18 protein-coding genes and 1 pseudogene are annotated in these 24,348 nt (G+C 52.6%); 10 read left to right on the top strand and 9 right to left on the bottom strand.

Annotated elements, in window-relative coordinates; all coding sequences use genetic code 11:
* Positions 1-4 precede the first annotated feature (4 nt).
* The 3 genes from PMI29_RS27090 (at position 5) to PMI29_RS27100 (ending at position 4,108) form a co-directional block, all read left to right on the top strand.
* Positions 5-1,783, top strand: a complete 1,779-nt coding sequence (locus PMI29_RS27090; protein WP_007993886.1) for an acyl-CoA dehydrogenase C-terminal domain-containing protein — start codon at positions 5-7, stop codon at positions 1,781-1,783.
* Positions 1,784-1,806: 23 nt separating this feature from the next.
* Complete coding sequence (locus PMI29_RS27095; RefSeq protein ID WP_007993884.1) at positions 1,807-3,450, top strand: fatty acid--CoA ligase; 1,644 nt, start codon at positions 1,807-1,809, stop codon at positions 3,448-3,450.
* Positions 3,451-3,766: 316 nt separating this feature from the next.
* Positions 3,767-4,108, top strand: coding sequence for a potassium channel family protein (locus tag PMI29_RS27100; protein ID WP_007993882.1), 342 nt, complete (start codon positions 3,767-3,769; stop codon positions 4,106-4,108).
* 119 nt (positions 4,109-4,227) lie between these two features.
* On the opposite strand, the gene PMI29_RS27105 is transcribed toward PMI29_RS27100, so the two are convergent.
* The 4 genes from PMI29_RS27105 to PMI29_RS27120 are packed head-to-tail and all read right to left on the bottom strand — an operon-like array spanning position 4,228 to position 9,351.
* The gene (locus tag PMI29_RS27105) at positions 4,228-4,449 is read right to left on the bottom strand and encodes a formate dehydrogenase subunit delta (RefSeq protein WP_007993881.1); all 222 of its coding nucleotides are present in this window, start codon (positions 4,447-4,449) and stop codon (positions 4,228-4,230) included.
* On the bottom strand, positions 4,446-7,319 hold the full coding sequence (fdhF, locus tag PMI29_RS27110) for a formate dehydrogenase subunit alpha (RefSeq protein WP_007993879.1): 2,874 nt from the start codon (positions 7,317-7,319) through the stop codon (positions 4,446-4,448). The genes PMI29_RS27105 and fdhF overlap by 4 nt, the downstream gene beginning before the upstream one ends.
* Positions 7,316-8,875: a formate dehydrogenase beta subunit gene (locus PMI29_RS27115; RefSeq protein WP_007993878.1), complete on the bottom strand. Its 1,560-nt coding sequence runs from the start codon at positions 8,873-8,875 to the stop codon at positions 7,316-7,318. The genes fdhF and PMI29_RS27115 overlap by 4 nt, the downstream gene beginning before the upstream one ends.
* The gene (locus PMI29_RS27120; RefSeq protein WP_007982711.1) at positions 8,875-9,351 is read right to left on the bottom strand and encodes a formate dehydrogenase subunit gamma; all 477 of its coding nucleotides are present in this window, start codon (positions 9,349-9,351) and stop codon (positions 8,875-8,877) included. Before PMI29_RS27120 ends, PMI29_RS27115 begins: the two co-directional genes overlap by 1 nt.
* 31 nt (positions 9,352-9,382) lie before the next feature.
* Here PMI29_RS27120 and PMI29_RS31870 point away from each other — a divergent pair, with 31 nt between their 5' ends.
* On the top strand, positions 9,383-9,520 hold the full coding sequence (locus PMI29_RS31870; RefSeq protein WP_157221341.1) for a hypothetical protein: 138 nt from the start codon (positions 9,383-9,385) through the stop codon (positions 9,518-9,520).
* A 509-nt stretch (positions 9,521-10,029) separates the two neighbouring features.
* Here PMI29_RS31870 and PMI29_RS27125 read toward each other — a convergent pair.
* A complete protein-coding gene (locus PMI29_RS27125) occupies positions 10,030-10,470 on the bottom strand; it encodes a hypothetical protein (protein ID WP_007993876.1) in 441 nt (146 codons plus the stop codon).
* Between the two features lie 262 nt (positions 10,471-10,732).
* On the bottom strand, positions 10,733-11,044 hold the full coding sequence (locus PMI29_RS27130; protein WP_007993875.1) for a DUF3077 domain-containing protein: 312 nt from the start codon (positions 11,042-11,044) through the stop codon (positions 10,733-10,735).
* 481 nt (positions 11,045-11,525) lie between these two features.
* Between PMI29_RS27130 and PMI29_RS27135 the strand changes: the two genes are divergently transcribed.
* Entirely contained in the window at positions 11,526-12,464 is a 939-nt protein-coding gene (locus PMI29_RS27135) for a DUF3644 domain-containing protein (protein WP_007993872.1), read from the top strand.
* Positions 12,465-13,215: 751 nt separating this feature from the next.
* A complete protein-coding gene (locus PMI29_RS0129810; RefSeq protein WP_033051946.1) occupies positions 13,216-14,280 on the top strand; it encodes a hypothetical protein in 1,065 nt (354 codons plus the stop codon).
* Positions 14,281-14,419: 139 nt separating this feature from the next.
* Here the strand turns inward: PMI29_RS0129810 and PMI29_RS27140 are convergent, their stop codons facing one another.
* Positions 14,420-14,749 carry a hypothetical protein gene (locus PMI29_RS27140; RefSeq protein WP_007993867.1) on the bottom strand — a complete coding sequence of 110 codons (330 nt, stop codon included), beginning with the start codon at positions 14,747-14,749 and terminating at the stop codon, positions 14,420-14,422.
* A 577-nt stretch (positions 14,750-15,326) separates the two neighbouring features.
* Here PMI29_RS27140 and PMI29_RS27145 point away from each other — a divergent pair.
* The 4 genes from PMI29_RS27145 to PMI29_RS31865 all read left to right on the top strand — a co-directional run bounded on the left by PMI29_RS27145 (position 15,327) and on the right by PMI29_RS31865 (position 22,222).
* Entirely contained in the window at positions 15,327-16,430 is a 1,104-nt protein-coding gene (locus tag PMI29_RS27145) for a hypothetical protein (protein ID WP_007993865.1), read from the top strand.
* Positions 16,431-17,824: 1,394 nt separating this feature from the next.
* Positions 17,825-18,502 carry a helix-turn-helix domain-containing protein gene (locus tag PMI29_RS30735; protein ID WP_007993863.1) on the top strand — a complete coding sequence of 226 codons (678 nt, stop codon included), beginning with the start codon at positions 17,825-17,827 and terminating at the stop codon, positions 18,500-18,502.
* Between the two features lie 5 nt (positions 18,503-18,507).
* The gene (locus PMI29_RS27150) at positions 18,508-20,793 is read left to right on the top strand and encodes a KGGVGR-motif variant AAA ATPase (protein ID WP_157221340.1); all 2,286 of its coding nucleotides are present in this window, start codon (positions 18,508-18,510) and stop codon (positions 20,791-20,793) included.
* On the top strand, positions 20,783-22,222 hold the full coding sequence (locus PMI29_RS31865; RefSeq protein WP_157221339.1) for a hypothetical protein: 1,440 nt from the start codon (positions 20,783-20,785) through the stop codon (positions 22,220-22,222). The genes PMI29_RS27150 and PMI29_RS31865 overlap by 11 nt, the downstream gene beginning before the upstream one ends.
* A 605-nt stretch (positions 22,223-22,827) precedes the next feature.
* Here the strand turns inward: PMI29_RS31865 and PMI29_RS27155 are convergent.
* The gene (locus tag PMI29_RS27155; protein ID WP_033051948.1) at positions 22,828-23,670 is read right to left on the bottom strand and encodes a hypothetical protein; all 843 of its coding nucleotides are present in this window, start codon (positions 23,668-23,670) and stop codon (positions 22,828-22,830) included.
* 236 nt (positions 23,671-23,906) lie between these two features.
* Positions 23,907-24,348 (bottom strand): annotated as a pseudogene (locus tag PMI29_RS27160) (DUF927 domain-containing protein); the annotation flags it as partial.

Here is a 24,348-nt window from a genome sequence, read left to right as displayed (position 1 = left end):
CAAGATGTCTGAATACAAAGCTCCCCTGCGCGACATGCGCTTCGTACTCAACGAGGTTTTCCAGGTGTCCCGGCTCTGGGCCAGTTTGCCCGGCCTGGCTGACGTGATCGATGAAGAAACCGCCGCCGCCATCCTCGAAGAGGCCGGCAAGATCAGCGGCGAAGTCATCGCACCCTTGAACCGCGCCACCGACGAACAGGGCTGCACCTGGAGCAATGGCTCGGTCACTGCGCCGGACGGTTTTGCCGAGGCGTATCAAGCCTTCGCCGAGGGCGGCTGGGTCGGTGTCGGCGGTGATCCGCAATACGGTGGCATGGGCATGCCCAAGGCGATTTCGGCGCAGGTAGAAGAGATGGTCAACTCGGCCAGCCTGTCGTTCGGCCTGTACCCGATGCTGACCGCCGGCGCTTGCCTGTCGATCAAGGCTCACGCCAGCGAAGAGCTCAAGCAACGCTATCTGCCGAACATGTACGCCGGCACCTGGACCGGTTCGATGTGCCTGACCGAAGCCCACGCCGGCACCGACCTGGGGCTGATCCGCACCAAAGCCGAACCCCAGGCCGACGGTAGCTACAAGGTCAGTGGCAGCAAGATTTTCATCACCGGCGGCGACCACGACCTGACCGAGAACATCATCCATCTGGTACTTGCACGTCTGCCGGATGCACCGGCGGGGCCGAAGGGCATTTCGCTATTTTTGGTACCCAAAGTGCTGGTCAACGCCGACGGTTCGCTGGGCGAAAACAACGCGCTGTCCTGCGGCTCCATCGAACACAAGATGGGCATCAAGGCATCCGCTACTTGCGTGATGAACTTCGATGGCGCCACTGGCTGGATCGTCGACGCGCCGAACAAAGGCCTGGCGGCCATGTTCACCATGATGAACTACGAGCGTCTGGGCGTGGGCATTCAAGGCCTGGCGCAGGGTGAGCGTTCGTACCAGAACGCAGTCGCATATGCCCGTGACCGTCTGCAAAGCCGTGCACCCACCGGCGCGCAGAACAAGGACAAAGCCGCTGACCCGATCATCGTGCACCCGGACGTGCGTCGCATGCTGTTGACCATGAAAGCCTTGAACGAAGGCGGCCGTGCGTTCTCCAGCTACGTGGCCCTGCAACTGGACATCGCCAAATACAGCGAAGACGCGCCAACACGCCAGCGCGCGCAGGAACTGGTATCGCTGCTGACACCAGTGGCCAAGGCGTTCCTCACCGACATGGGCCTGGAAACCACTATCCACGGCCAGCAGATCTTCGGCGGCCACGGCTACATCCGCGAGTGGGGCCAGGAGCAACTGGTGCGCGATGTGCGCATCACCCAGATCTACGAAGGCACCAATGGCATCCAGTCCCTGGACCTGGCCGGGCGCAAGATCGTCGGCAGCGGCGGGGCGCTCTACCGTTTGTTCGCTTCGGAAATCCGCAACTTCACCGCCAATGCCTGCGCTGACCTCGGCGAGTTCACCAAGCCATTGAACGCCGCCGTGGACATCCTCGACGAGCTGACTGCGTGGTTGCTGGATCGGGCCCAGAGCAACCCGAATGAAATCGGCGCGGCTTCGGTCGAGTACCTGCACGTGTTCGGCTACACCGCGTATGCCTACATGTGGGCGCGCATGGCCAAGGTCGTCATGAGCGGGGATGCCGAGGACGATTTCTACACCAGCAAACTGGCGACCGCGCGCTTCTACTTTGCCCGCTTGCTGCCGCGTATCCACTCGTTGAGCGCATCGGCCAAGGCCGGCAGCGACTGCCTCTACGAGCTGCAAGCCGACCAGTTCTGATCGAAGGACAAGGAACTCCAACCATGCTGAATACAAAAATAATCCCGCCCGCCGACGGCGCTTATGCCTATCCCTTGCTGATCAAGCAATTGCTGCTGTCCGGCGTGCGCTACGAGCCGGGCCGGGAAATCGTCTACGCCGACAAACTGCGCTACAGCTACCAGACGCTGAACCAGCGCATCCGCCGACTGGCCAATGCGCTGACGGCGGCCGGGGTCAAGGCCGGGGATACCGTGGCCCTGCTCGACTGGGACAGCCACCGCTACCTGGAATGCTTCTTCGCCGTGCCGATGATCGGCGCGGTGCTGCACACGGTGAACATTCGCCTGTCGCCGGAGCAGGTGCTGTTCACCATGAACCACGCCGAAGATGACCTGGTGCTGGTGCATGACGACTTCCTGCCCCTGGTCGAGCAGATCCACGGGCGGCTGGAAACCGTAAAAGGCTACCTGCAGCTCACCGATGACGAGGCGACCATGACCTCGCTGCCGGTGTTCGGTGAGTACGAGCAGTTGCTGTCCCTGGCCCCGGACCAATACGACTTCCCGGATTTCGACGAGAACTCGGTAGCGACGCTGTTCTACACCACCGGCACCACCGGCGACCCGAAAGGCGTGTACTTCAGCCATCGGCAACTGGTGCTGCACACCCTGAATGCTGTCGGCACCCTGGGCGTCTATCAGGGCCAGCCGCTGCTGCGTTCCGACGACGTGTACATGCCGATCACGCCGATGTTCCACGTGCATGCGTGGGGCGTGCCGTATGTCGCAACCCTGATGGGCATCAAGCAGGTGTATCCGGGCCGCTACGAGCCCAACAGCCTGGTCAAGCTGTACCGCGAAGAGAAGGTGACCTTCTCCCACTGCGTGCCGACCATCCTGCAGATGATCCTCAACTGTGCGGAAGGCAAGGCGACCCGTTTCGACGGCTGGAAAATGCTCCTCGGCGGCAGTGCGCTGACCCTCGGCATCGCCAGCGAAGCCAGCGCCAAAGGCATGGTGGTACACGCCGGCTATGGCATGTCGGAAACCTGCCCGTTGCTGTGCCTGACCTACCTGCGCGACGAAGACCGCCAGCTATCCGCCGAAGCCCAACTGCCGACCCGTATCAAGACCGGCACGCCGGTGCCGCTGGTCGACCTGAAAATCATCGACGCCGAGGGCAATGACGTGGCCCATGACGGCGAGTCCCTTGGCGAGATCGTGGTGCGCGCGCCGTGGCTGACCCAGGGCTATCTCAAAGCCCCGGACAAAGGCGCGGAGCTGTGGCACAACGGCTGGCTGCACACCGGCGACATGGCCTCCATCGACAAACTGGGCGGCGTGGAAATCAAGGACCGCATCAAGGACGTGATCAAAACCGGCGGCGAGTGGATCAGCTCCCTGGAACTGGAAAGCCTGATCAGCGAACACCCGGCCGTCATGTCCGTCGCGGTGGTGGGCATCGTTGATGAGCAATGGGGTGAACGACCCATGGCCATGGTCGTCAGCGAGCCGGGCCAATACCTGGACCGCAAGATTCTGGAGACGCACCTGCAAGCCTTCGTTGACGGCGGCCGCATCAACAAATGGGCGATCCCCAAGCAGTTCAAGTTCGTCGCCGAAATCCCCAAGACCAGCGTCGGCAAGATCAACAAAAAGCTGATCCGGGAAAGCGAAGCGAACTGAGGGATAAGCCTGCCATCACCACCGATGATGGCAATTTTTTTGTAGGAGCGAGCTTGCTCGCGATGGACTGGAGAGCGCCGCGTTTAAACAGGAAACACGCGTTATCGTTGACGACCATCGCGAGCAGGCTCGCTCCTACAAGGAATCCAACAGCAGGCGGTTTCTGGATAGTTTGTGGGGCGTCATCTTTGTCATAGTCCTCGCCAGAGATAACGCCCCGTTGGTCGCAGTTTTCAGCGCTTGTGCCAAGCTGAACGGGGTATTGAACCGCTGCGCATTCAATTGCCGGTCAGGCAAACCCCAGGAAGCCCACGACATGAACCTCGCCCGTGCATCAAACGTCCGCCACGAGTTCTACAAAGCCGTCTGGTTCTACTTCAAAGTGGTGTGGCCGATCTTCTCGATACTGCTGCTAGTGATCATTGCGTTCGGCCTCATCATCGCCCACCTGGAAGGGTGGAGCCCTGATGACGGTGTTTATTTCGCCTTCGTGACGGGCCTGACCATCGGCTACGGCGAGCTCGTGCCCAAGCTCGGCGTCTCGCGAGTGCTGGCGGTGCTGCTGGGGTTCAACGGCGTACTGATGACGGCGACATTCGCGGCGATCAGTGTCCGGGCGATTGAAGTGACCGTGACAGCGTCACGGAAAGATGTGTAGGAGCGAGCTTGCTCGCGATGGACGTCAACGATAACGCGCGAATTCTGGATAAGCGTGGTGTCCTTGAGTTTTTCGCGAGCAAGCTCGCTCCTACAGGGGGGGCAGCCAGCAGGTTGAACCTAAGCCTCCCAACCCGCCCCACTCACCGCCGCCTGCGCCAGCGGGTGCAAATCTGCCCCCTGATGCTCCGTCTGCCAGGCCAGCAACTCCTTGCGCATGCCGGGCGTCCAGTACATCTGCAGATGATTACGCACGCCGAGTACGGCCAGTTGCTGGTCCGGTTCGCTGGTGAAGTACTGGGCGATCTGGTTGGCCATCTTGATCAGGTTTTCAGTGCTCATCGGCGTACCTCCGCTTTCGCCTGACGGCGTTCATTCAACAGACGATGCTGTTCATCACTGAACGCCTGATAGCGTTTTTGCCACTCCGAAGGGTGGTAGACGCGGCTGACTTCCACGGCGGTGACCTTGTACTCCGGACAGTTGGTGGCCCAGTCGGAGTTGTCGGTGGTGATCACGTTGGCCCCCGATTCCGGGAAGTGGAAAGTGGTGTACACCACGCCCGGGGCGACCCGTTCGGTGACCCGCGCACGCAGTACGGTCTGGCCGGCGCGGCTGCCGATGCCGACCCAGTCACCTTCGTTGATGCCACGGCTCTCGGCGTCGGACGGGTGGATTTCCAGGCGGTCTTCGTCGTGCCAGGCGACGTTGTCGGTGCGCCGGGTCTGGGCGCCGACGTTGTACTGGCTGAGGATGCGCCCGGTGGTCAGCAGCAGCGGATAGCGACTGTTGACCTTTTCCTCGGTGGGCACATAACCAGTGAGCATGAAGCGCCCCTTGCCGCGCACGAATTGCTCGATGTGCATGGTCGGTGTGCCGTCCGGTGCCTCGGCGTTGCACGGCCATTGCAGGCTGCCGTGGCGATCCAGTTCGGTGTAGCTGACGTTGGTGAAGGTCGGCGTCAGGCTGGCGATTTCATCCATGATTTCCGATGGATGTTTGTAGTTCATCGGGTAGCCCAAAGCATTGGCCAGCGCAACTGTGCCTTCCCAGTCGGCCTTGCCGCCCAGCGGCTCCATGACCTTGCGCACCCGGGAGATGCGCCGCTCGGCATTGGTGAAGGTGCCGTCTTTTTCCAGGAACGAACTGCCCGGCAGGAACACATGAGCGAACTTGGCGGTTTCGTTGAGGAAAATATCCTGCACCACCACGCACTCCATCGCCGACAAAGCGGCGGTGACGTGCTGGGTATTCGGATCGCTCTGGGCGATGTCCTCGCCCTGGCAATACAGGCCTTTGAAACTGCCGGCCAGGGCCGACTCGAACATGTTCGGGATGCGCAGGCCCGGATCAGGTTGCAGGGTGACGTTCCAGGCCTGTTCGAACTGCGCCCTTACCACCTCGTTGGAGATGTGCCGGTAGCCGGGCAATTCGTGGGGGAAGGAACCCATGTCGCAGGAACCCTGCACGTTGTTCTGCCCGCGCAGCGGGTTCACGCCCACGCCTTCACGACCGATGTTGCCAGTGACCATGGCCAGGTTGGCGATGCCCATGACCGCAGTGCTGCCCTGGCTGTGTTCGGTGACGCCCAGGCCGTAGTAGATCGCCGCGTTGCCGCCGGTGGCATACAGCCGCGCGGCGGCACGGATGTCGGCAGCGGCGACGCCGCAGACAGGGCCAAGGGCTTCCGGCGAGTTTTCCGCACGGCTGACGAACTCGCTCCAGCGGGCGAAATCGCTGCCCTCGCAACGGGCATCGATAAAGGCCTGGTTGAGCAAGCCTTCGGTGACGATGACGTGGGCCAGGGCGTTGAGCATGGCGACGTTGGTGCCCGGGCGCAGGGCCAGGTGCAGTTCGGCGCGGGCATGCACCGTGTCCACCAGATCAATGCGCCGCGGGTCGATGACGATCAGCCGCGCGCCTTCACGCAGGCGGCGCTTGAGCTGGGAGGCGAACACCGGGTGGGCGTCGCTGGGGTTGGCGCCCATCACCAGGATCACATCGGCCTGCATCACCGAGTCGAAACTCTGGGTGCCGGCGGACTCGCCAAGGGTTTGTTTCAGGCCATAGCCGGTCGGCGAGTGGCAGACCCGCGCACAGGTGTCGACGTTGTTGTTGCCGAAGGCTGCGCGCACCAGTTTTTGCACCAGGTAGGTTTCTTCGTTGGTGCAGCGGCTGGAGGTGATCCCACCAATGGAGTCGCGGCCATATTTCTGCTGCAACCGACGGAATTCGCTGGCGGCGTAGGTCACCGCTTCATCCCAGCTGACTTCCTGCCACGGGTCGTTGATGTGTTTGCGGATCATCGGTTTGGTGATGCGATCCGGGTGGGTGGCGTAGCCCCAGGCAAAGCGCCCCTTGACGCAGGAGTGGCCGTGGTTGGCATGGCCGTTCTTGTCCGGAACCATGCGCACCAGCTGGTCGCCTTTCATCTCGGCGCGGAACGAGCAGCCCACGCCGCAATAGGCACAGGTGGTGATCACACTGCGTTCCGGTTGACCCAGTTCGACCACGCTTTTTTCCATCAGGGTCGCAGTCGGGCAGGCCTGCACACAGGCGCCGCAGGACACGCATTCCGATTCTAGGAAGTTCTCACCACCGGCGGCGGCCACGCGGGATTCAAAACCGCGCCCGGTAATGGTCAGGGCAAAGGTGCCCTGGGTTTCTTCGCAGGCGCGCACGCAGCGGTTGCAGACGATGCACTTGCTCGGGTCGTAGTCGAAATAGGGGTTGGACGTGTCCTTCACATCGGCCAGATGGTTGTCGCCTTCATAGCCGTAACGCACCTCCCGCAGGCCGACCTGACCGGCCACGGTTTGCAGCTCGCAGTTGCCATTGGCCGAGCAGGTCAGGCAGTCCAGCGGGTGATCGGAGATGTACAACTCCATGACGTTGCGCCGCAGCGTCGCGAGCTTCGGCGTCTGAGTGTGTACGGTCATGCCTTCAGTGACCGGCGTGGTGCAGGATGCCGGGTATCCGCGCATACCATCGATCTCCACCAAACACATGCGGCAGGAGCCGAAGGCTTCCAGGCTGTCGGTGGCACAGAGTTTGGGAATGGTGGTGCCCAGCAGCGCGGCGGCGCGCATCACCGAAGTGCCTTCGGGCACGCTGATGCTGCGGCCGTCGATGTTCAGGGTGACTTGCACCTGGCTGTCGCGGGCCGGCGTTCCGAGGTCGATGTCGGTTTTCGGGTCGAAGAGAGTGATCATTGCTCGGCCTCCGAGGGCTGCAAGCCGAAGTCGGCGGGGAAGTGCTTGAGGGCGCTGGCGACCGGAAAGGAAACCATGCCGCCCAACGCGCACAGCGAACCGTATTGCAGGGTGTCGCAGAGGTCCTTGAGGATGATCACCTGCTCATCGCGACCGCTCGCGTCCGGTGCGGCCAGCAGGCGGTCGATTACCTCAACGCCGCGGGTCGAGCCGATGCGGCACGGCGTGCATTTGCCACAGGATTCCTCGGCGCAGAACTCCATCGCGAAGCGCGCCATATGGGCCATGTCCAGCGTGTCGTCCGCCACCACCACACCACCGTGACCGAGCATCGCGCCAATGGCGGCGAAGGCTTCGTAATCCAGCGGCGTGTCGAATTGCGACGGCGGCACCCAGGCACCGAGCGGGCCACCTACCTGTGCAGCCTTCAGCGGCCGGCCACTGGCGGTCCCTCCGCCGTAGTCTTCCACCAGTTCCCGCAGGGTCAGGCCAAAGGCCCGTTCCACCAGCCCGCCCTGACGAATATTGCCCGCCAACTGGAAGGGCATGGTGCCCAGGGAGCGGCCCATGCCGTAATCACGATAGAACTGCGAACCCTTGGCCAGAATCAGCGGCACCGAGGCCAGTGTCAGCACGTTGTGTACAAGGGTCGGCTGTCCAAACAACCCCTTCAAGGCAGGAATAGGCGGCTTGGCGCGCACGATCCCTCGCTTGCCTTCGAGAGAGTCCAGCAGAGCGGTTTCTTCACCGCAGATGTAAGCACCGGCACCGACCCGCACTTCCATATCGAAGGCCTGACCGCTGCCGCCGACATTGGCGCCCAGGTAACCGGCATCTCGGGCGATGTTCAACGCTGCACGCAGCGTGGCCACGGCGTCCGGATATTCCGAGCGCACATAGATGTAGCCGTAGGTGGCGCCGACGGTAATGCCGGCAATGGCCATGCCTTCGATCAGCAGGAAAGGGTCGCCTTCCATCAGCATGCGGTCAGCGAAAGTGCCAGAGTCGCCTTCGTCGGCGTTGCACACAATGTACTTTTGCGCGGCCTCAGTAGCGCGCACCGTGCGCCATTTGATCCCGGCGGGGAAGGCCGCGCCGCCACGGCCACGCAGGCCTGAATCGAACACCGCGGTCGCAGTTTGCTCACCGCCAAGGGCGATGGCTCTTGTTAAACCTTCGAAACCGCCGTGGGCTCGATAGTCGTCCAGCGACAGCGGCCGGGTGATACCTGCGCGGGCAAACAGCAGGCGTTGTTGAGTCTTCAGATAGGGCAACTCTTCCACCAGGCCCAAGGCCAGCGGATGAGCAGACGGCTCACCTTGCAAGGCATCGAGCAAGCACGGCACATCGGCAGCGGTCAACGGACCGAAACCGATCCGGCCTTGCGGGCTGTCCACTTCCAGCAACGGCTCCAGCCAATACAGGCCGCGTGAACTGGTGCGCTGCAGTTCCAGCGGCAGATTGCGTTCCTTGGCCTGAGTGATCAGGGCCGTGGAGACCTCATCGGCACCCACGGCACGGGCTAGCGAATCACAGGGAAGATAAAGAGTCGGCATCACGCGTCCTCCCGGCAAGCGTCGAGCAGGGCATCCAGACGCTCGGCACTCAGCCGCGCATGCACCCGGCCATCCAGCTCCAGGGCAGGCGAACAGGCACAGGCACCAAGGCAATACACCGGCCGCAAACTGATGCTGCCATCGGCACTACTACCGTGGTCATCCAGTTGCAGCCGTTCACGCAACTGCGCAGCCAACTGCTCGGCACCGCGACTCTTGCACGACTCAGCCCGGCACAGCCGCAGGATATGCCGCGCAGGCGGCGCGGTACGGAAATCATGGTAAAAACTGATCACCCCACGAACCTCGGCCTGGCTCAGGTTCAGGGCATGGGCAATCTCGGGGACGGCGACATCGGGGATGTACCCGATGCGCTCCTGAATATCATGAAGAATGGGCAACAGCGCACCCGCAGAGCCCTTATGGCGCTCCAGCAGACTGTTGACCACAGGCAGGTGCAACATCTCATCAGGCATTCAGCAATCCTCACGGTCACGGACAAACCAGATGGCTGTCGGTCGTCCGAAAGTGTCGGCTGCGGCACTCACACCACGTCACGGTATCGTGGCAATTCAGGCCGTTGGCCAGGGCACCCTGAGCGGGCATCTTGTTGTGCCCGGCACGGTCTTCGCCGCGCCTCAATAGGGGCATAAAAGCCAGATTGCCACGCGGCCCTTGAATCGGCTGCACCAGAGCGACGTGTTTGGTTCTGTCTACGACCTTGTATTGAGTCTAGAAGAACGCAGCATCAGGCGCCGTGCCAGAGGGGAGGTTGCTGGAGTTATGCACAGCGGATTGCCTGTGGAGAAGGTGACGATCAAGCCCATCGGAAGTACTCGGAGGCCGGAAATCTCAAAACCGAATCCCCAGCATTTACTTTGCCCCAAGCAATAAAAAGCCCCGAAAACCCCGGGACTAATCCCAAATCCCACCAAACACACAAAGCCCCCTGTGGGAGCGAGCTTGCTCGCGATAGCACCAGCCCAACCACCACAAAAAGCCAAGCTGAAACCCAACCCACTGTAGGAGCGAGCCTGCTCGCGAAAAACGCAAGGCAATCAACATCTGCGGTTGAATGAGCACCGTCATACTGCAAACAGCCTGAGAGGGATAATCCCCCGCTCCCACGCTATGCATGGAAGCGGGGAAAACCCTTAACCAAGCTCACCACAGAAAATATCGGGATTCCCATCGGCCGGGCTTGTCCGCATCACCAGCGCGTATCCGCCGGACCGCAGCGAGTCATAAGCCATAGGCACGCTTTTCCAGAGTTGGATGCCCGCCTGCTCGTTGAAGTTGTCAGTCACGATGCGATTGAGTGAATAGACCGGCTTGGGCTCGTGCCTGGCGCAGCTTCCCGAGTAGATATAGGTATACAAGTGCGCCGGAATTGCAGTGCCAATGGGTACACCGCCCACGAACAATGAGAGCGCCGTCTCACTACTGTTCAAGGGGGTCAGAATGGCCTGAGCGATATGCCCGGCATTGTAAGTAGTTGCATTCAAGGGAACGGCAACGATTTGCTTCGGGGCTGCACCAACCACGGAGATCCATCCTGCCGCTACCAGCAACGCCAGCGAAGTTACGACCTTCATCGTAAAACCTCCCGCCTTGTAAGGGCTCGTTGAAGAGATCCCCCACTGAATTTTAGTCAGCTGTACAAATCCTGAGGTTATTCGGATGGTCGGTCCAATAGCCATTGGGTTGTAGCAAACCCACTGTAGGAGCGAGCTCGCTCGCGAAAAACACAAGACACCCACATATCCCGCTGAATACCCCGGCCACCGCAACCCAGCCCGTTCCCACAAGCGTCATGCCTGACTTCTGAAATCTGAAGCTATTTCAGTGTTTCAATCACTACCCCTCAGCCTTTACCCCCGCTTGCCTGGAGGCCGGCGCACAAGTCCGATCCCGCGTCAGCACCTTCACCGCATCATCCACCAACGCCTTGCTCATCGAGGTCAGATAATGCGCAGCCCAGGCGTGATAATCCGTATCCCTGGCATAAGCCGCATCCTTGCTCAGCGCCTTGGCCAAAAACAGAAAATCAGAAGCCATCGCCAACGCATCCCCGAGAGGAACGTCACGAGTGACATGAAACAGCGCTTGATCTGCGCAATAGATGGCAGGTGTCAGGCCAATGGTTTTGAGTTCAGGTTGTTCGGTCATTGGCCACCTCCGAGGATGGAGAGGCAATGGGGGAGGGGGTTATGCGATTGGGAGTTGCGTAGAGGGAAAAGCCAAATTTCAAACGGATTGATACTGCGCATTATCCAACTCCTTGATATGAGGAGCTGCCACGTTCGTTTCCACACGAATGGGTGACAGCTGTGCGCAGGGTGGAAAACCGGGAATCAAGGAAACCGGCACGCCCGAGGGCGTCCCACGCACAGCCGCCATAACTCACGCCGCAGACACAAAAAAAGCGCCGGCAGACGTGATGGGGGCGCTGTTGCGCCTTGAATTACACGGATTTCCACACCCGGTCGCTGAATTGGCAGCGACGGTGGGAGGGTATCGTGTAGACCTTTTTCCTGCAACCTCGAGAGCTTTATCCCGAAACCACCAGAGATGAGAAAGTGTGGTCTGTCCCACTCTTACTCCCGATACTGAGGCTATGCTGTTTAGGTGCTGTCAACGGATGATGGATATGACCTCTCAGAAAAAACGCATTCGTGCTGTAGGTTCTATATCGAGTGAGCTGATTAAGAAGTCTCGAGAGGCCGCACTGGCATCAGTACAAATATTTAACAATCCAGCGCTGACCTTTAAGTCTGAGATATTTATCGTCTTGATGATGATTTCATGGGCATATCTGTTGCATGCTTACTATCGGAAACAGCACATAGAATATCGCTACTACAAAATGGCAGGTGGCCGCAAGAAATTCGATAAAACAGCTAAAGGCGCAATGAAACATTGGGAGTTGGAACGCTGCCTTAATGACGAAAACTCCCCTGTGCCCGCAAGCGCCGCAAAAAATTTAAAATTTTTAATTGGACTCAGGCACGAAATCGAACATCAGATGACGACGAGGATAGATCAGTTCCTGAGTGCGCGCTTTCAAGCGTGTTGTCTTAATTATAATGAGCTTATAAAAAAATTGTTTGGATTGGAGTTTGGTATCGATAAACATCTATCATTCAGTTTGCAGTTTTCGTCTCTTAATAAAGAACAAGTTTATATGCTTTCTAAAACGGAAGGTTTGCCTGAAAATATAAGGGCTTACATAACTGCCTTTGATATGGATTTAAGTGATGAGGAGTTTAACGATCCTAGGTTTTCGTATCGAGTATTTTTTATTCCTAAAACGGCGAATCGAAAAGGGCAAGCCGACCAGGTTATTGAGTTTATTAAGTCGGACTCGGAGCTTGCAAAAGGTATCAATGCACAGTACACAGTAATTAAAGAGACGGAGCGTCCTAAAAGGCTTCCTTCGGAAATTGTGCAAAAGATAAAAGAAGCTGGATACGTAAATTTTACGATGACACACCATACGGTACTCTGGAAGGGGTTGGATGCTAAAAAGCCAAGCCAAGCCAAGCCTAGGCTTTGGCACCAAAGTAGCGAATACTTGGTATTGGTATGAGTCATGGTTTGATCATGTCGTCGATCATTGTTTGCAGCAAGGAGAAAAGTATCGATGACGATTTTTTGTTAATGGTTTGATGTGTTACGTGGAGATAACCAACTAAGGCACATTGCTGCGCTTCGACGCGCCGCAGCCTAAGGATTCGCTATGTTAATTAGAAAAAAGGGAGAGGCTTCATTATTTTCATAGGCTCTGAAATCGCTTGGATGTTTCGGAATCTACAACGCGTTATTTGCGATGTAGATCGTTGCGGCATACCTACCTATGCAGAGCTGAAAAATGGGACAGATTTATTTTCCTAAATCAATGCTTGGTTGAGCCGAGCATATTTTATTCTTCTTCCTATGGCAGTTTTCAGCGTGGCAAAGAAGCAAAAAATAAATCTGTCCTCTTTTTCTGCTGAGGTTTTAACTCTGATGGAGATTAATATGTCACCTTTTTATGTCGTCTAGGAAGGATTACAATTTAAAGTGGATTTGGCTGACTTGATGATAGGGAGTTAAAATGTCCGAGCAGGTGGAGCGTTCGTATAAAATTATGGTGTATGGGTTGGAGCAAAAAGAAATTAACGCTCCCCAGCAAGTGCTTATAACGAAAAACTTCACGATTCATTACTGCCCGTTAAAAAACGCTCGAGCGGTTCAATGATTATGATGGAGTAATTCTATTTAATCGGACATTTGAACATTTTCAAGTTGTTGGCGGGGCGTGGGGTAACTCCCTTCGCCAAGGTCATGATCCCGATGAAATGGATAAGAGGCAGAAAGAGCTTCAGCTATTACAAAAAAAAGGTGGGTTTATTTGTTTTTTAATGGATGACTATTTTATTGATAGTTCCGGGTCTTATACTTATAAGAATACTGATTTAGTTAAGGTCCGCTTAAACAAGCGTCGAGTCAATAGAGAAAATTACAACTCTAAAGTGCATGACATGGAGGTTAAAGTAGATGATGTTAGAGGTTTTTTAAGTACTTACGGAGTGGCTTCGGCATATTTTCAAGATCACTATCATGACGGCGAATTAAAAATTTTCGCCACCGATAATCATAATAGAGTTGTTGCGATGCAGCTCAATAGAAATGAGTTTTATTTGCCAGCGATTTTACCCGTGGACTCTTACGAGCGAGTTAATGAATATTTTAGCTCTTTATGTGGAGGACTTGCCTCGTACTGTAACAAGCTCGCGGTGGAAATTCCTGACTGGATTAAGGCTTTTCCTTTCGCTCAAGACGAGCAAATCGAAGAGGAGTTAGGGGTATTAAATTCCAGGGTTCTTGAGTTGCAGATGCGAAGGCAGGTGGTCGATATATATAAATCAACTTTGCTTTTCTCGGGTGAAGACTTGGTTGAAAGCGTGGCTGAGGTTTTTCGATCTGGGTTTGAGATCGAGGTTGATTCTAGCGACGATCTACATGAAGATCTTAAGCTTTTGAATGATAGAGGTGAGGTGTTTTGTATATGTGAAGTAAAAGGCACGAATAAGGGGGTTACTCGTGAATATATAAATCAGGCTGATTCGCATCGAGAACGCTCCGGTTTTAGCGTTGATTTTCCAACCCTTCTCATAGTCAACGGAAATATAAAAAATTCGAAAACTATCGAAGATAAAGAGGAAAATCAGGAGATTGCTTCCGAGCAAATAAAGCATGCTGCAAAGATGAATGTTCTGATTTTGCGAACTATTGATTTATTGCATCTTTTGAACTCTTATGTTTGCGGTGCCGTTTCAAAGGATGGCGTAATAGAGATCTTCAAGATTGGTGGTGGATGGTATAAGTTTGCTGCAAATGAAGAAGGTTTATTTGTTGAGTAGTTTTCTCGGGTTACCATGCGCTTGTGGTAACGGGAGAAATGGGGGCGGATTTATTATTGATTCATTATTGGATGGGATGTAGCGAGCAATGTCGGTCCGGTTATTGAGCGTTCCCGTTTTTTAGGCGGCCCGACTTCATTCACTGAATGTCTTTCAGATAATCTTTGAGCGCGATGAGCGGGGCATCAAACTGCTCCATCGTTTGAATGCTGGCAAACTCACCCGCCAACCTCCGTAACTCCCGCCCCAACGGCTTATCCACACCCCCAACAGCCTCCAACGCCAACCCCACACACTCACCCACCTTCACCTGAATCCCCTCAACATCCCCCCGCCGCACCAGCAACTCAAACACATCCCGCTGGTAATCCCCCATGACCAAATCATCCCGCAAAATCGGGCTCTGACCTTCCGATTCATAAGCCAGCTTGAGGGAGAAGAGGGCGACGGTTTCCAGGTGCAATTCCATGGGGGGAATCCTTGTGAAATGTTCCGGCGGTGCGGGTGGTGTGGAAGGGCAGGGGCAAAAGCATCGCCAGCACGCTGGCTCCCACAAGGTGGTGGGGTGTCAGGTGCTTTTCTGCGGGCGAAAAAAAAGGCCTTGCTAAGCAAGACCTTTCTTAATTTTGGTGCCGAGGGAGACTCGAGCGTTCCATACAAATCGCGGCCTGCAGGCGGTTTGGATGTCTAGGGATACAGATAGGGATACAAGCTTCTTAGTGCTAGCTACATGTTAACCATATAGATGCACGATTGTATGCAGCAGAAGAAAATTGATGCCTCGCCAATCCAACGATTTCATGATTTTTCGCTGTGGGAGGCTTTTGATTGCGTTGGACAGGATTTCGATGCGAGTCGCGGTTGGATCCGTAGACTTTTTAGACGTTTTAAAGTAGTAAAACGAAAAAGACCAATTTACCTGGAGCCGTTAGCTTGCAGAGAGGATCGTCTCAGGGATAATACCTCCAACTTTTTGACCGCCGACATATTTTGTTGGCTTTGAGTAGCACTCGATCGCCGAGTGAAGGATCACAGGATTACATCGAATGACTGAAAAACAGATATTGATAGACTGGATTCATCGGGTTGAGTTTAAGTTGGATGATGGTAAGTGGGTCGAAAAAAAGCGGTTGCCCAGCCTTGTTACTGAGATATATTTTAATAAATATTTGGCTAGGCAAAAGGAGCTAAATCTTCCAGAGAAGTTGAGCTTTGGTTGGATGTACAAGAATAAAAGTAAGTATTCAAAAGATAGAATCTGGTTTAAGTTTTCTGAAGGTGGTGCTAACGGTGAAGTTAGCCGCCAGTTCGTGAATATGATACGAAGTGCCAATAAAGAAGACGAGTTTTTTCTAGTGGAGTCCGAAGTCTCTACTCTGAGAGGGGTGCCAGATATTCGATGGAAAGTCACTGAATTGACTTTTAAAAGTAATGGCGCTCTTGGGCATCATTTTAGCAAAAAAGCAGAAGAATATCAGGGGGAGATCAAGGGCGGTGTTGAGGCTGCACTTGAACTTCGGGTTCCGCTCAAGGTTGGTCAAAAAATCGGTAATTGGTTAAATTCTGAATGTTTAAGCGATTTGAAAAGGCTGTTTTCTCAGCGTTGCTTGATGAATTTTTCCAAACTTTTTTTATCTGATATAGATGCTGTTGGTTTAAGTGAGGCCGGCTCTATTGAGGTGTTAGAGTTTAAAAGAAAGGATCCTGCTACTGGATTTAGATATGTTGCAAATCATCGGCGTAATGAACCGTATGGAATTGATCTGTATATATCTAGGGTTTATGCGTTTAAGTGTATGGGTTCGTCTTTTAAGGTTGAGTTTGGTGATTCGTCGCGCTGGATTGGTCGACAAGATGATTGTTTTGGTCTTGATATTTCTCATGCGAAAAACGTTGAGTTGTGCACTAGGGCGGGAATTAACTATCGCTATATAGTTTGGAATTCTGATAAGTCCGAGCCATTTGAGTTGCTAACAAAATGTTGGTCGCCAAAGGTGCCGCTCGATATGTTTATTATGGATGTAACTTCAAATAGTTTTGATGGTTTGAGCCTTACCAATGGTGATGACTCAGGATCATATACAGAAGAAACTAGATACCAGGTTATGATCCCGGTCGCAAGTTTCACTCCAATCTCAATCCCCTCCTGAGCTCTGTATGGGTAAAAGACGGAGGGGACCCTAGAGGTATTCACTTGACACGGGGTCGGAAACCCGCGGGGTCGTGGTAGCGGCAGCTTATCCAGCTTACTGAAATTTCAATGTTGAAATTGAAAGGATATTGAAGAAAGGGGGGCACATTTACCGCATCTACAAAGGTGTCCCGCCGTGTTGATGATTGTGAACAACAAAACACCGTGAGCTGCGGGGATCGATGTCAACCACGTCAACCTGTGAACCAACGTGAAAAAACCTCCCACTAACACGAAGGCACGGGCTTCTTGCCTCGCACCCATTCGAAGTGCCCTGGGGTCCCAGCGAGATACCAAACGATTGGGCAAATGCACAGGAGAGCAGTAGTTGAACAGGTTCAGCTGTTCCCTAGGCTGTGCATCTTTCGCTAACACGATCATGTGGGGCCAACCCCTTACTGCGAGAGATTCTTAGGGGGGGAGGACTGCTACTTCAATAGGTTTGGGGTTCATCCCATAAGAAACACCTATCCGCAGCAACTGATCCAGCGTGGAAAGCCTACTTCCGGCTTACTGCTAGGACTCCGCTCGCTGATGGCTACAAAGCCTCAGGGGGGGTGGGGAGACACTAAAATGGTGTAACAGGTGTTGCAGATGTTACGTTTAAGGTTAAGCCTTTGATTTTAAATAGATATTTTGTTGTTACACATTGTTTTGATTCGAGCCACGCGGGTGTTACGAGTGAACAAGGTGTTACTCGTGGTGGCCAGTCAAAAGCCTGGGCGAAAGCTTTCTAAAATCATTTTTTTGCGGTCGATATTTCGGTCTTGTGGTGATCTGCGGTCATCTCCGCCTGACAGAATCACCTAATTCAGCGCTCTCAGAAGGCTGAGGAGACTTCCAATGATTCTGTAGCTAAAACGAGTAAACGTTTGCCACCGAGGGCTTGTGAGTCGGCCTTCATCGAGTCAGCACACCGCGATTACCGCCTACGATGCAGTCACTACGACTACCGAGCTATTGGTTGCAATCGTTTTTCGTGGAGAAGTGATCGTAAGTAATTCAAATATTTTGGTTGCTGGTGTGCTGGCTCGGGGTGTGACCCTGCGGTTTCGCTATGCTGACTCTGTAGTGGTAGGGCTGCTAGGCCCTGGAAAAGATTGCACACGTCTTTGACCCCCGGTTGAAATCCGGGTAAGGGGGGGGCTACAAAGCCGATCCGTTTTCAGTGAGCAAATTTTGCAATGTGACCTACGTAACCTACGTGAAGGAGCATTTAAGCGGACCTGTTGTCCATTGTGGGGACAGCGGCATCTGTGACTGGGGGCGAGTAGCTGACGTCGTTGGTGTCTTGAAATCATTGATGGATCAATGATGCACGCCTATAGTTCGAATCCGTACAGGAGGATTGTCATGGCGAACGATAGTTTTTTTCAATTGATGGCTCATGAAGCAGGAGCGCCATTAGACCTTTCGCCACGGGTCGCACAAATGCTCAGCGCTTCTGTGAGAGATGCGATTTTATCGAACAATAGAGATCGCATGATCGAGATAGTTAAAGAGATCACTCTTTTATTCGATCACTCATCTTTGAAGTTAAATGCTGAAGTAGCAACACGCCTTTTTAAGGGGCATGCCCAAAACTCTGAAGCTGAGATATATCTTCTTGGGCAAATAAATTTCGCTCAAGAAATCGCTGAAAGCTTATTGGCTAGAAAGTCTTGGAGTGGTCGGGAAAGCTTAACCGAATCAAGTAAGTATTTTCCATACGTTAGTGCTTTGTATCATGAGTCACTGACGAATAAAGAGCTTGCTGAGAGGTTGTCTGTTACGCCGGAGACAGTGAGTAGAAATCTTAAAGATTTAAGAGAGCAAGGCCTCACTGAGTTTCGTAGAGAGGGTGTACGGGTGGTGAATTTTTTGACGCCAGGGGCTGAGTCTATTTGCCAAAGTATCGGAATATCAACTCCTAAGCCTGACTCGCCAAAAAAACGCGAGGCGCTTCAAAATCTTGATGTAGGAGTGCCGGATTTTTTTGGTGAGATAAAAAGTTTTGCTACTCCCTCTAAATATGCTTGTGCTGGAAGGTGAGCTCAGTGGATAGAAATGGAAAAATCGTTACGTTCTACTCTTATAAAGGTGGGGTGGGACGTACAATGGCTCTCGCTAACGTAGCGTTTCTGGCGGCAATAAATAAAAAGAAAGTTCTTGTTATGGACTGGGATCTCGAAGCCCCAGGGCTCGCCTATTATTTTCGAGGCTTACTAGAGCCATCTCACGCTAAGGAGCTAAAAGACTGGCCTGGCTTATTGGATCTGGTGGTTGACTGGTGCGACGTTGTTTCAGAGGAAAGTTCAGAGGAACGCATTGCTGCCGGCATTGATAAGGTTAGCAAAGGGGAAGTTTTTTCCGAGGTTGTTAGACCTTTGGTTGGAGAAGGGCTGTTTGAAGCGGAACTTACTCTTGACTATATAGGCACGGGCGCTCGACTTGTTGGTGCGGAGAAGAAAGTAAGTTATGAGGATGTCTTAACTCAGTTTTCCTGGGTTGATTTTTTTGCACAAAAATCAGGCGGTTTTTTCCTGAATGAATTAAGGCGGTGGGCGAAGAAGAACTATGATCTGATTCTGATTGATAGTAGAACAGGCTTCGCAGATGTTGCTGGCATTTGTACGATGCAGCTTCCTGATGAAGTTGCGCTGTGTTTTATTTTAAATCGACAGAACATAGATGGAGTTGCACGGGTTTCGGCAGCTATACGTGAAAAGCGAAATGATGAGCTTGTTATTCGTGCTGTACCGATGCGAGTAACTAGAACTGATACGAAAGAAGGAAGTGATGCTAGGGCGAGAGCTATAGCAGAGCTTACAAAAGTTGGCGGGTTTTCTGTGTCAGGTATCAATGATGATCTAAAAAATCTTATTATACCTACTTATGATGATGCCCCTTTTTATGAAACACTGGCACCATTTGCTGCGATGTCAGATATCGGTTATGACGCATTTACGATGAATTATGTGCGTCTTGCTTCAAATTTGCTGGGAGAAGAATTGGCTGTACCGACATTTGATTCTGAAATGATTGGCATTGTCAAGCGCCGGCTAGTGCCTCGTTACGTTACATTGGAGTATCTAAAAGGCTTGGAGGCAGAAACTCCAGAAAGTGCGTTCAGTGAGCTTGGGGCGCTGATTGATAGTGCATATGACTCAGTGCTAGCAGGTGAATCAATTGGTAGCGATTATGTAGATGCATTAGTTCATGCTGTTACAGCAATTGGAGATGCGTTGGACCCGTTCGAAACTAACGATCTGGTCGGACGCTCCTTGGATTTATTACGTGCCTTGTCAGCGATAGATCAGGATGAATGGCGTCCCCGACTAATATCCTCTATACAGGAGTTTCTTGATTCGGCGATTTCAATCTTTATTCAAGATGAAGATCAGCTTTCTTTACTTGAAGAGCTTGATTTTTTGTTGGCGGAATCTGGTGCTCTAGTAAATAAAATCAAGCGATTGACATACAAAAGAAAGGTCGTAAGGCTTTACTTGAGTAAGAGTGATCTTGTTCTTGCAAATCAAGTTTTAGAAGAATACGGGTTGATTTATAAGGAAGTGATCGACCTCAATCGCACACTTCCGGCCGACCTAGAGAGATTGCTCGTCGAGAGTCGTGTTGAAGCATTCATGTTGCAGGCCGAGTTAGATATCCTCAAAGGCTCAAAAAAATCAGGGTACTCTAACTATGGGCGGGCGCTAAAAATACTTCAAGATTCTGGCCTGGATATGTCTTATGAAGCTATTAGGTCGCTAGGCTTTGAAGTAGCCTATAAGCTATCGTCAGCGCCAGGGAATTTTGTGGATAAAATTTCTGCTGCACAGTACGCGCTTATGGCGGTTACTAAGTTTGGATCTTTTCATAACTTGGTTATTCGGTTTGTTGGGCTCTCATCATCTATAACGAATAGTCAGAGTCCTGAACTGTGCTTGGAGTTTTTGAATAAAATAGCGCAATTTCCTGACCCTAGAGCGTTAAGTTACTTTATTAATTATTACGGTCGAAGCTACAGATCCGCCGACGCTCTACTTTCAGCAGTGCTGATGCTGTCCAATATTGCGGCTCGGGTTGATGACTACCCGGTTGTTATGGAGTCGTTCGGGTTCTTTAGTAATGTATTGGGTGGCGTAGCGAAATCAGTCTCTCGCAGAAGGCAGGTGCTTAACACTAAACAGAAAGCCGATTATGAACGGAAGTGGGTTGATCTTATTACTCTTTATGCGGGTTGTGGCGTAGATGTCAATGCTTTGGAAAGCGCTTATAAGTACGGTAGTGCGCTTTCAGCGAGAGAGGCAATAAAATTTGCTGGGGAAGATAATGAGCAATGAGATTAATCCAGGTCTTTTATTTTTGGAATATTGGAATGTCCTGAGTCCTTTTAAGGCAAGCAAAATCAGGAATATAATGAGGCCAGAGAGTAAGGAGTTTTTTTTCCTGATTGATGAAGCTTTGGCTGAAGCTAATGGCGAAGACTCTTATAATAGAATCTCAGAGCTTGTTGAAAATTATGGTGAGGGGCGCAAACAAGGTCGAATGCTTGCTGTGATGAGTAGTATTGATAATTTATTTTACTCAATACATCCTAGGTTGCTGCATTTGCCTGATAGTAATGCTTTTAGCCCAGGTCTAACTCATTGGCTGAACCAGCTACAAATGACCCGTATCAAGGATGGATGTTATCTTAAAAGAGAGGGGCGCGTGCTCGTTCCTCGTGGGCCTCTAACTCGTACTGCTCGTGCTGTTACTACATCCTGTGCTGAAGTGTTTAGAGATCGATTTCATTCGCTTTCAGTTTGCGACTTGACGTCAAAAATCAATGAGGTTCCGGTTTCATTTGATGTTAAGGTTATCGGGGTGTCTCGCAAGGATGGAGTGGGAAGTGTAGAGAATAGACCTGATATATTTAGATTTATTCCAGTTGCAATAGATAAAGATGACCTGAATGTCTCGCAAGAGTTTCGTAATGGTCAGGATTTTATCGACTTCAAAGTTTCTGATGGCGCTCGAGTTAAAGCATGCGTTTTAGATGGGATTGTAGCCGGTGATAATGAGCCGGATTTTGTAATTGTGCCAGAATTTATGATCACGGAAAATATTGCAGGCGAGATATCTGATGCCATATTTCGTAATCCGGCGAGCTATCGACTTTTTCTCGCGGGTACTGGGGCGACGTTAGAAGAGGAAGATGGTCAAAGTTGGAATGAGGCCCGGATGATGAATGCTCGAGGGCAAGTATTATGGCGTCAACGTAAAATTTGGCAAGCTGACCTTCCTTGCGCTCGTGCAGACAAACTGGGAGTATTCCCAACTGTAAAGTCGGGTAGTATTATGGAAGATAATGCCTCAGGCGAAAACTTGGTTATCGCTGATGTTGAAGATTTAGGACGTTGCGTTATCTTGATTTGCCAGGATGTTAAAGCCTCTCCGCTGACTAATTACGTAATTGATAATTTTCAGCCTGACTGGGTTTTCGTGCCATTACTGGATTTTGGTGTTGATGAAGGGCGATGGAGTCATGATCGCTGTTATGCTTTAAGTTCATCTTCCGCTGCTCGCTACTTGGTTTCTACCAGTTTGTCATTGGCTGAGAAAGTTGGTGATAAAAATCTTCCGTGTGCGTCCGCAATAGGACCGAAAGATAGCGATGGTGAGAAGATAAATAGAGCAGCGGTTTTGGTGAGGCTTGAGAATGAAAGTAATTATGTTGATGTGTCTTGGGATGCAGTTGTCACGAAGACTAAGATGATGATTAAGTAGCGGTTGGTTAAAGTTGTTTGGATTTTTTTGATCGTTTGTCATTATTTTTGTGGGGGCTGCGATCTGTTTGTAATGTCTGGGTGTGGGCCTTGTAAGGCCCCTTCTTTAGAGTGATTTGTAAGATTAACCCTGGACGGTGTCGGCCGTATTTAGTCTTCAACTCTTTGAGTGTCTTTGGGATTGCTACTTTGGTTTCTACGATCTCCTCGCTATGCCAGTTTTTTTTGTAGGGGTTGCGAGTTGCAATTGCTTGATCTTTGTATAGTTATTTTGAAGGTCTGGATATTCGTTTCATTGGACATGTATTTGTTGGTTATATGTTTTTTTGCTATGACAGGGCGCAAGTTGGATGTTCTTTTCGTTCGGGTCAACTTGCTATCGATTTGACCTGATTCCGTTTTGATCGCGCCGGCAAGGATAGTTTGTATATTTTTTATTTTTCACGATCGGACTTAAATGATTTTGAACAGGGCGGTCAGGCGGGTTCTCCACACTTTCAACGTGTTGGACAGGTTTGAATTGTTCTATGTCGGAGCGTTAATTATATTCATCCTTGCGGTGATCTAAACAGCCCACATGCGTAGGCTGTTTCAGGTGATACAGTCTTATATCGCGAGCACGTCTTGCACTGTATATCGGCACGCACGCTCCGACAGTTCCTCCCATTTCCAGCTGTGGAAGTTCTCCCCCTGTTCTGGAACGACCAGCTTCATGAGTCCGATCTGGTCATGGTTGAGTAGGTTGTAAGTGGTCCAAAGCTTACCCCCAACTTCGAACAATGCCTTAGCTGCTTCGTTCCACTGCTCCTCCAGAACTATGTGTGCTAGGCGGATGGCGTCCTTCTCGATCTTTTTGTGTTCCTCTTGGGCTTCGGTGATGTGTTCGTCAACCGTTACCAACTCTTGCTCCAGTGCCATGATGATCAGTTGTTGGCGTCGGTGGTGCTCGGTTGCTGTTGCCAGTCTCGCAGCGGCTTTTTGCGCATCGGCATTGGCGCTATTCTCGCCTTCCGTATCGCCCCAGGCGACCGCCTGCGCATAGGCCGTTGCTGCATCTGTCTCGGCCTGCCGTGCTTTTGCCAGGTCTTCTTGAGCCTGCTGACGGATTTGATCCAAGCGGGTGCACAGGCTCTGACGCTTTTCGGCGAGCTCCTGCTCGTCGGCTTTCCAGTTGGCCATGGTCTCAACGTAACCAGCCATTAAGGTTTCCCGGTTAACGAGGTTCTCGCGACGATAAATCTTCCGATTCAGGGTGTGAATCTCTAGGTTCAGCGAATCAAGCTTCCTCTTCCGCTCGTTATACTGATTACGCACGTCGCGTTCCCGGTCCTGTTCGACGGTTTCGGGGCTTTCCAGCGCCGCTTCAAGGCGGCATATTTCGCCACCGGTAATTTCCATTTCTATGCTCAGTCGTTCGCGGCGTTCTTTCAGTTCTTGGATTTCGTTCATCTGTATTGTCGCTGTGCAATTCGATGGTTCGACGGTTTCAGGGCACTCCACTGCGGCTTCATGGGGAAGCCGTCCGCCTTGTAGACTCTCCATTTCAATGGTTAGTGATTCGGGATGGTCTTTCAGGTCATTAATTTCGTTCATTTGTATTGTCTCTGTGCAATTCGATTGTGGATTGGTTGAGCGGCTGGCGAGACCGGGAGTGAGCCGGCGCTATCTCGATCAGTTGGGGGCTATCAGGCCGCCCGGGCCTCGCTCTCATCCGTTCCCGGTATCGTCTTAATGATGTAGCAGCGTTGCGGGCCTAGGCCGGGCAAGCGAACTAAGCTCGATGCTTTGCCATCTGTTCCTGGCTCCAGCACACCACGACGAAGCAGCTCTTTGTTAACCGCGCTGATGTTCATCCCTTTGAACACCTCAGAACGCCACGCCTCAGGCAGAACGTAGTAAGTGTTGGTGGTGTGCAATGCATCACCCAGTCCGTGCTCCAGCGTTTTACGAAAACCCAATCGATCAATCGTGCGCGGGCCATGCTCGTCGATCTTCGCGGCAGCCGATTCCCAGCGAGTGAAGCGGCTTTCGCCGAAGCGCTCGATGACTTGACGCAACCGTGCCAGGATTGCGTCTCCTTCGAAATTACCGGCGCCGCCACGCTCATTCATCCAGGCACTGAGGCAC

The organism is Pseudomonas sp. GM49 (assembly GCF_000282355.1).
Lineage (GTDB): Bacteria > Pseudomonadota > Gammaproteobacteria > Pseudomonadales > Pseudomonadaceae > Aquipseudomonas.
The sequence above is the reverse complement of the archived record's forward strand: the minus strand, read 5'-3'. Positions and strand labels throughout refer to the sequence as shown.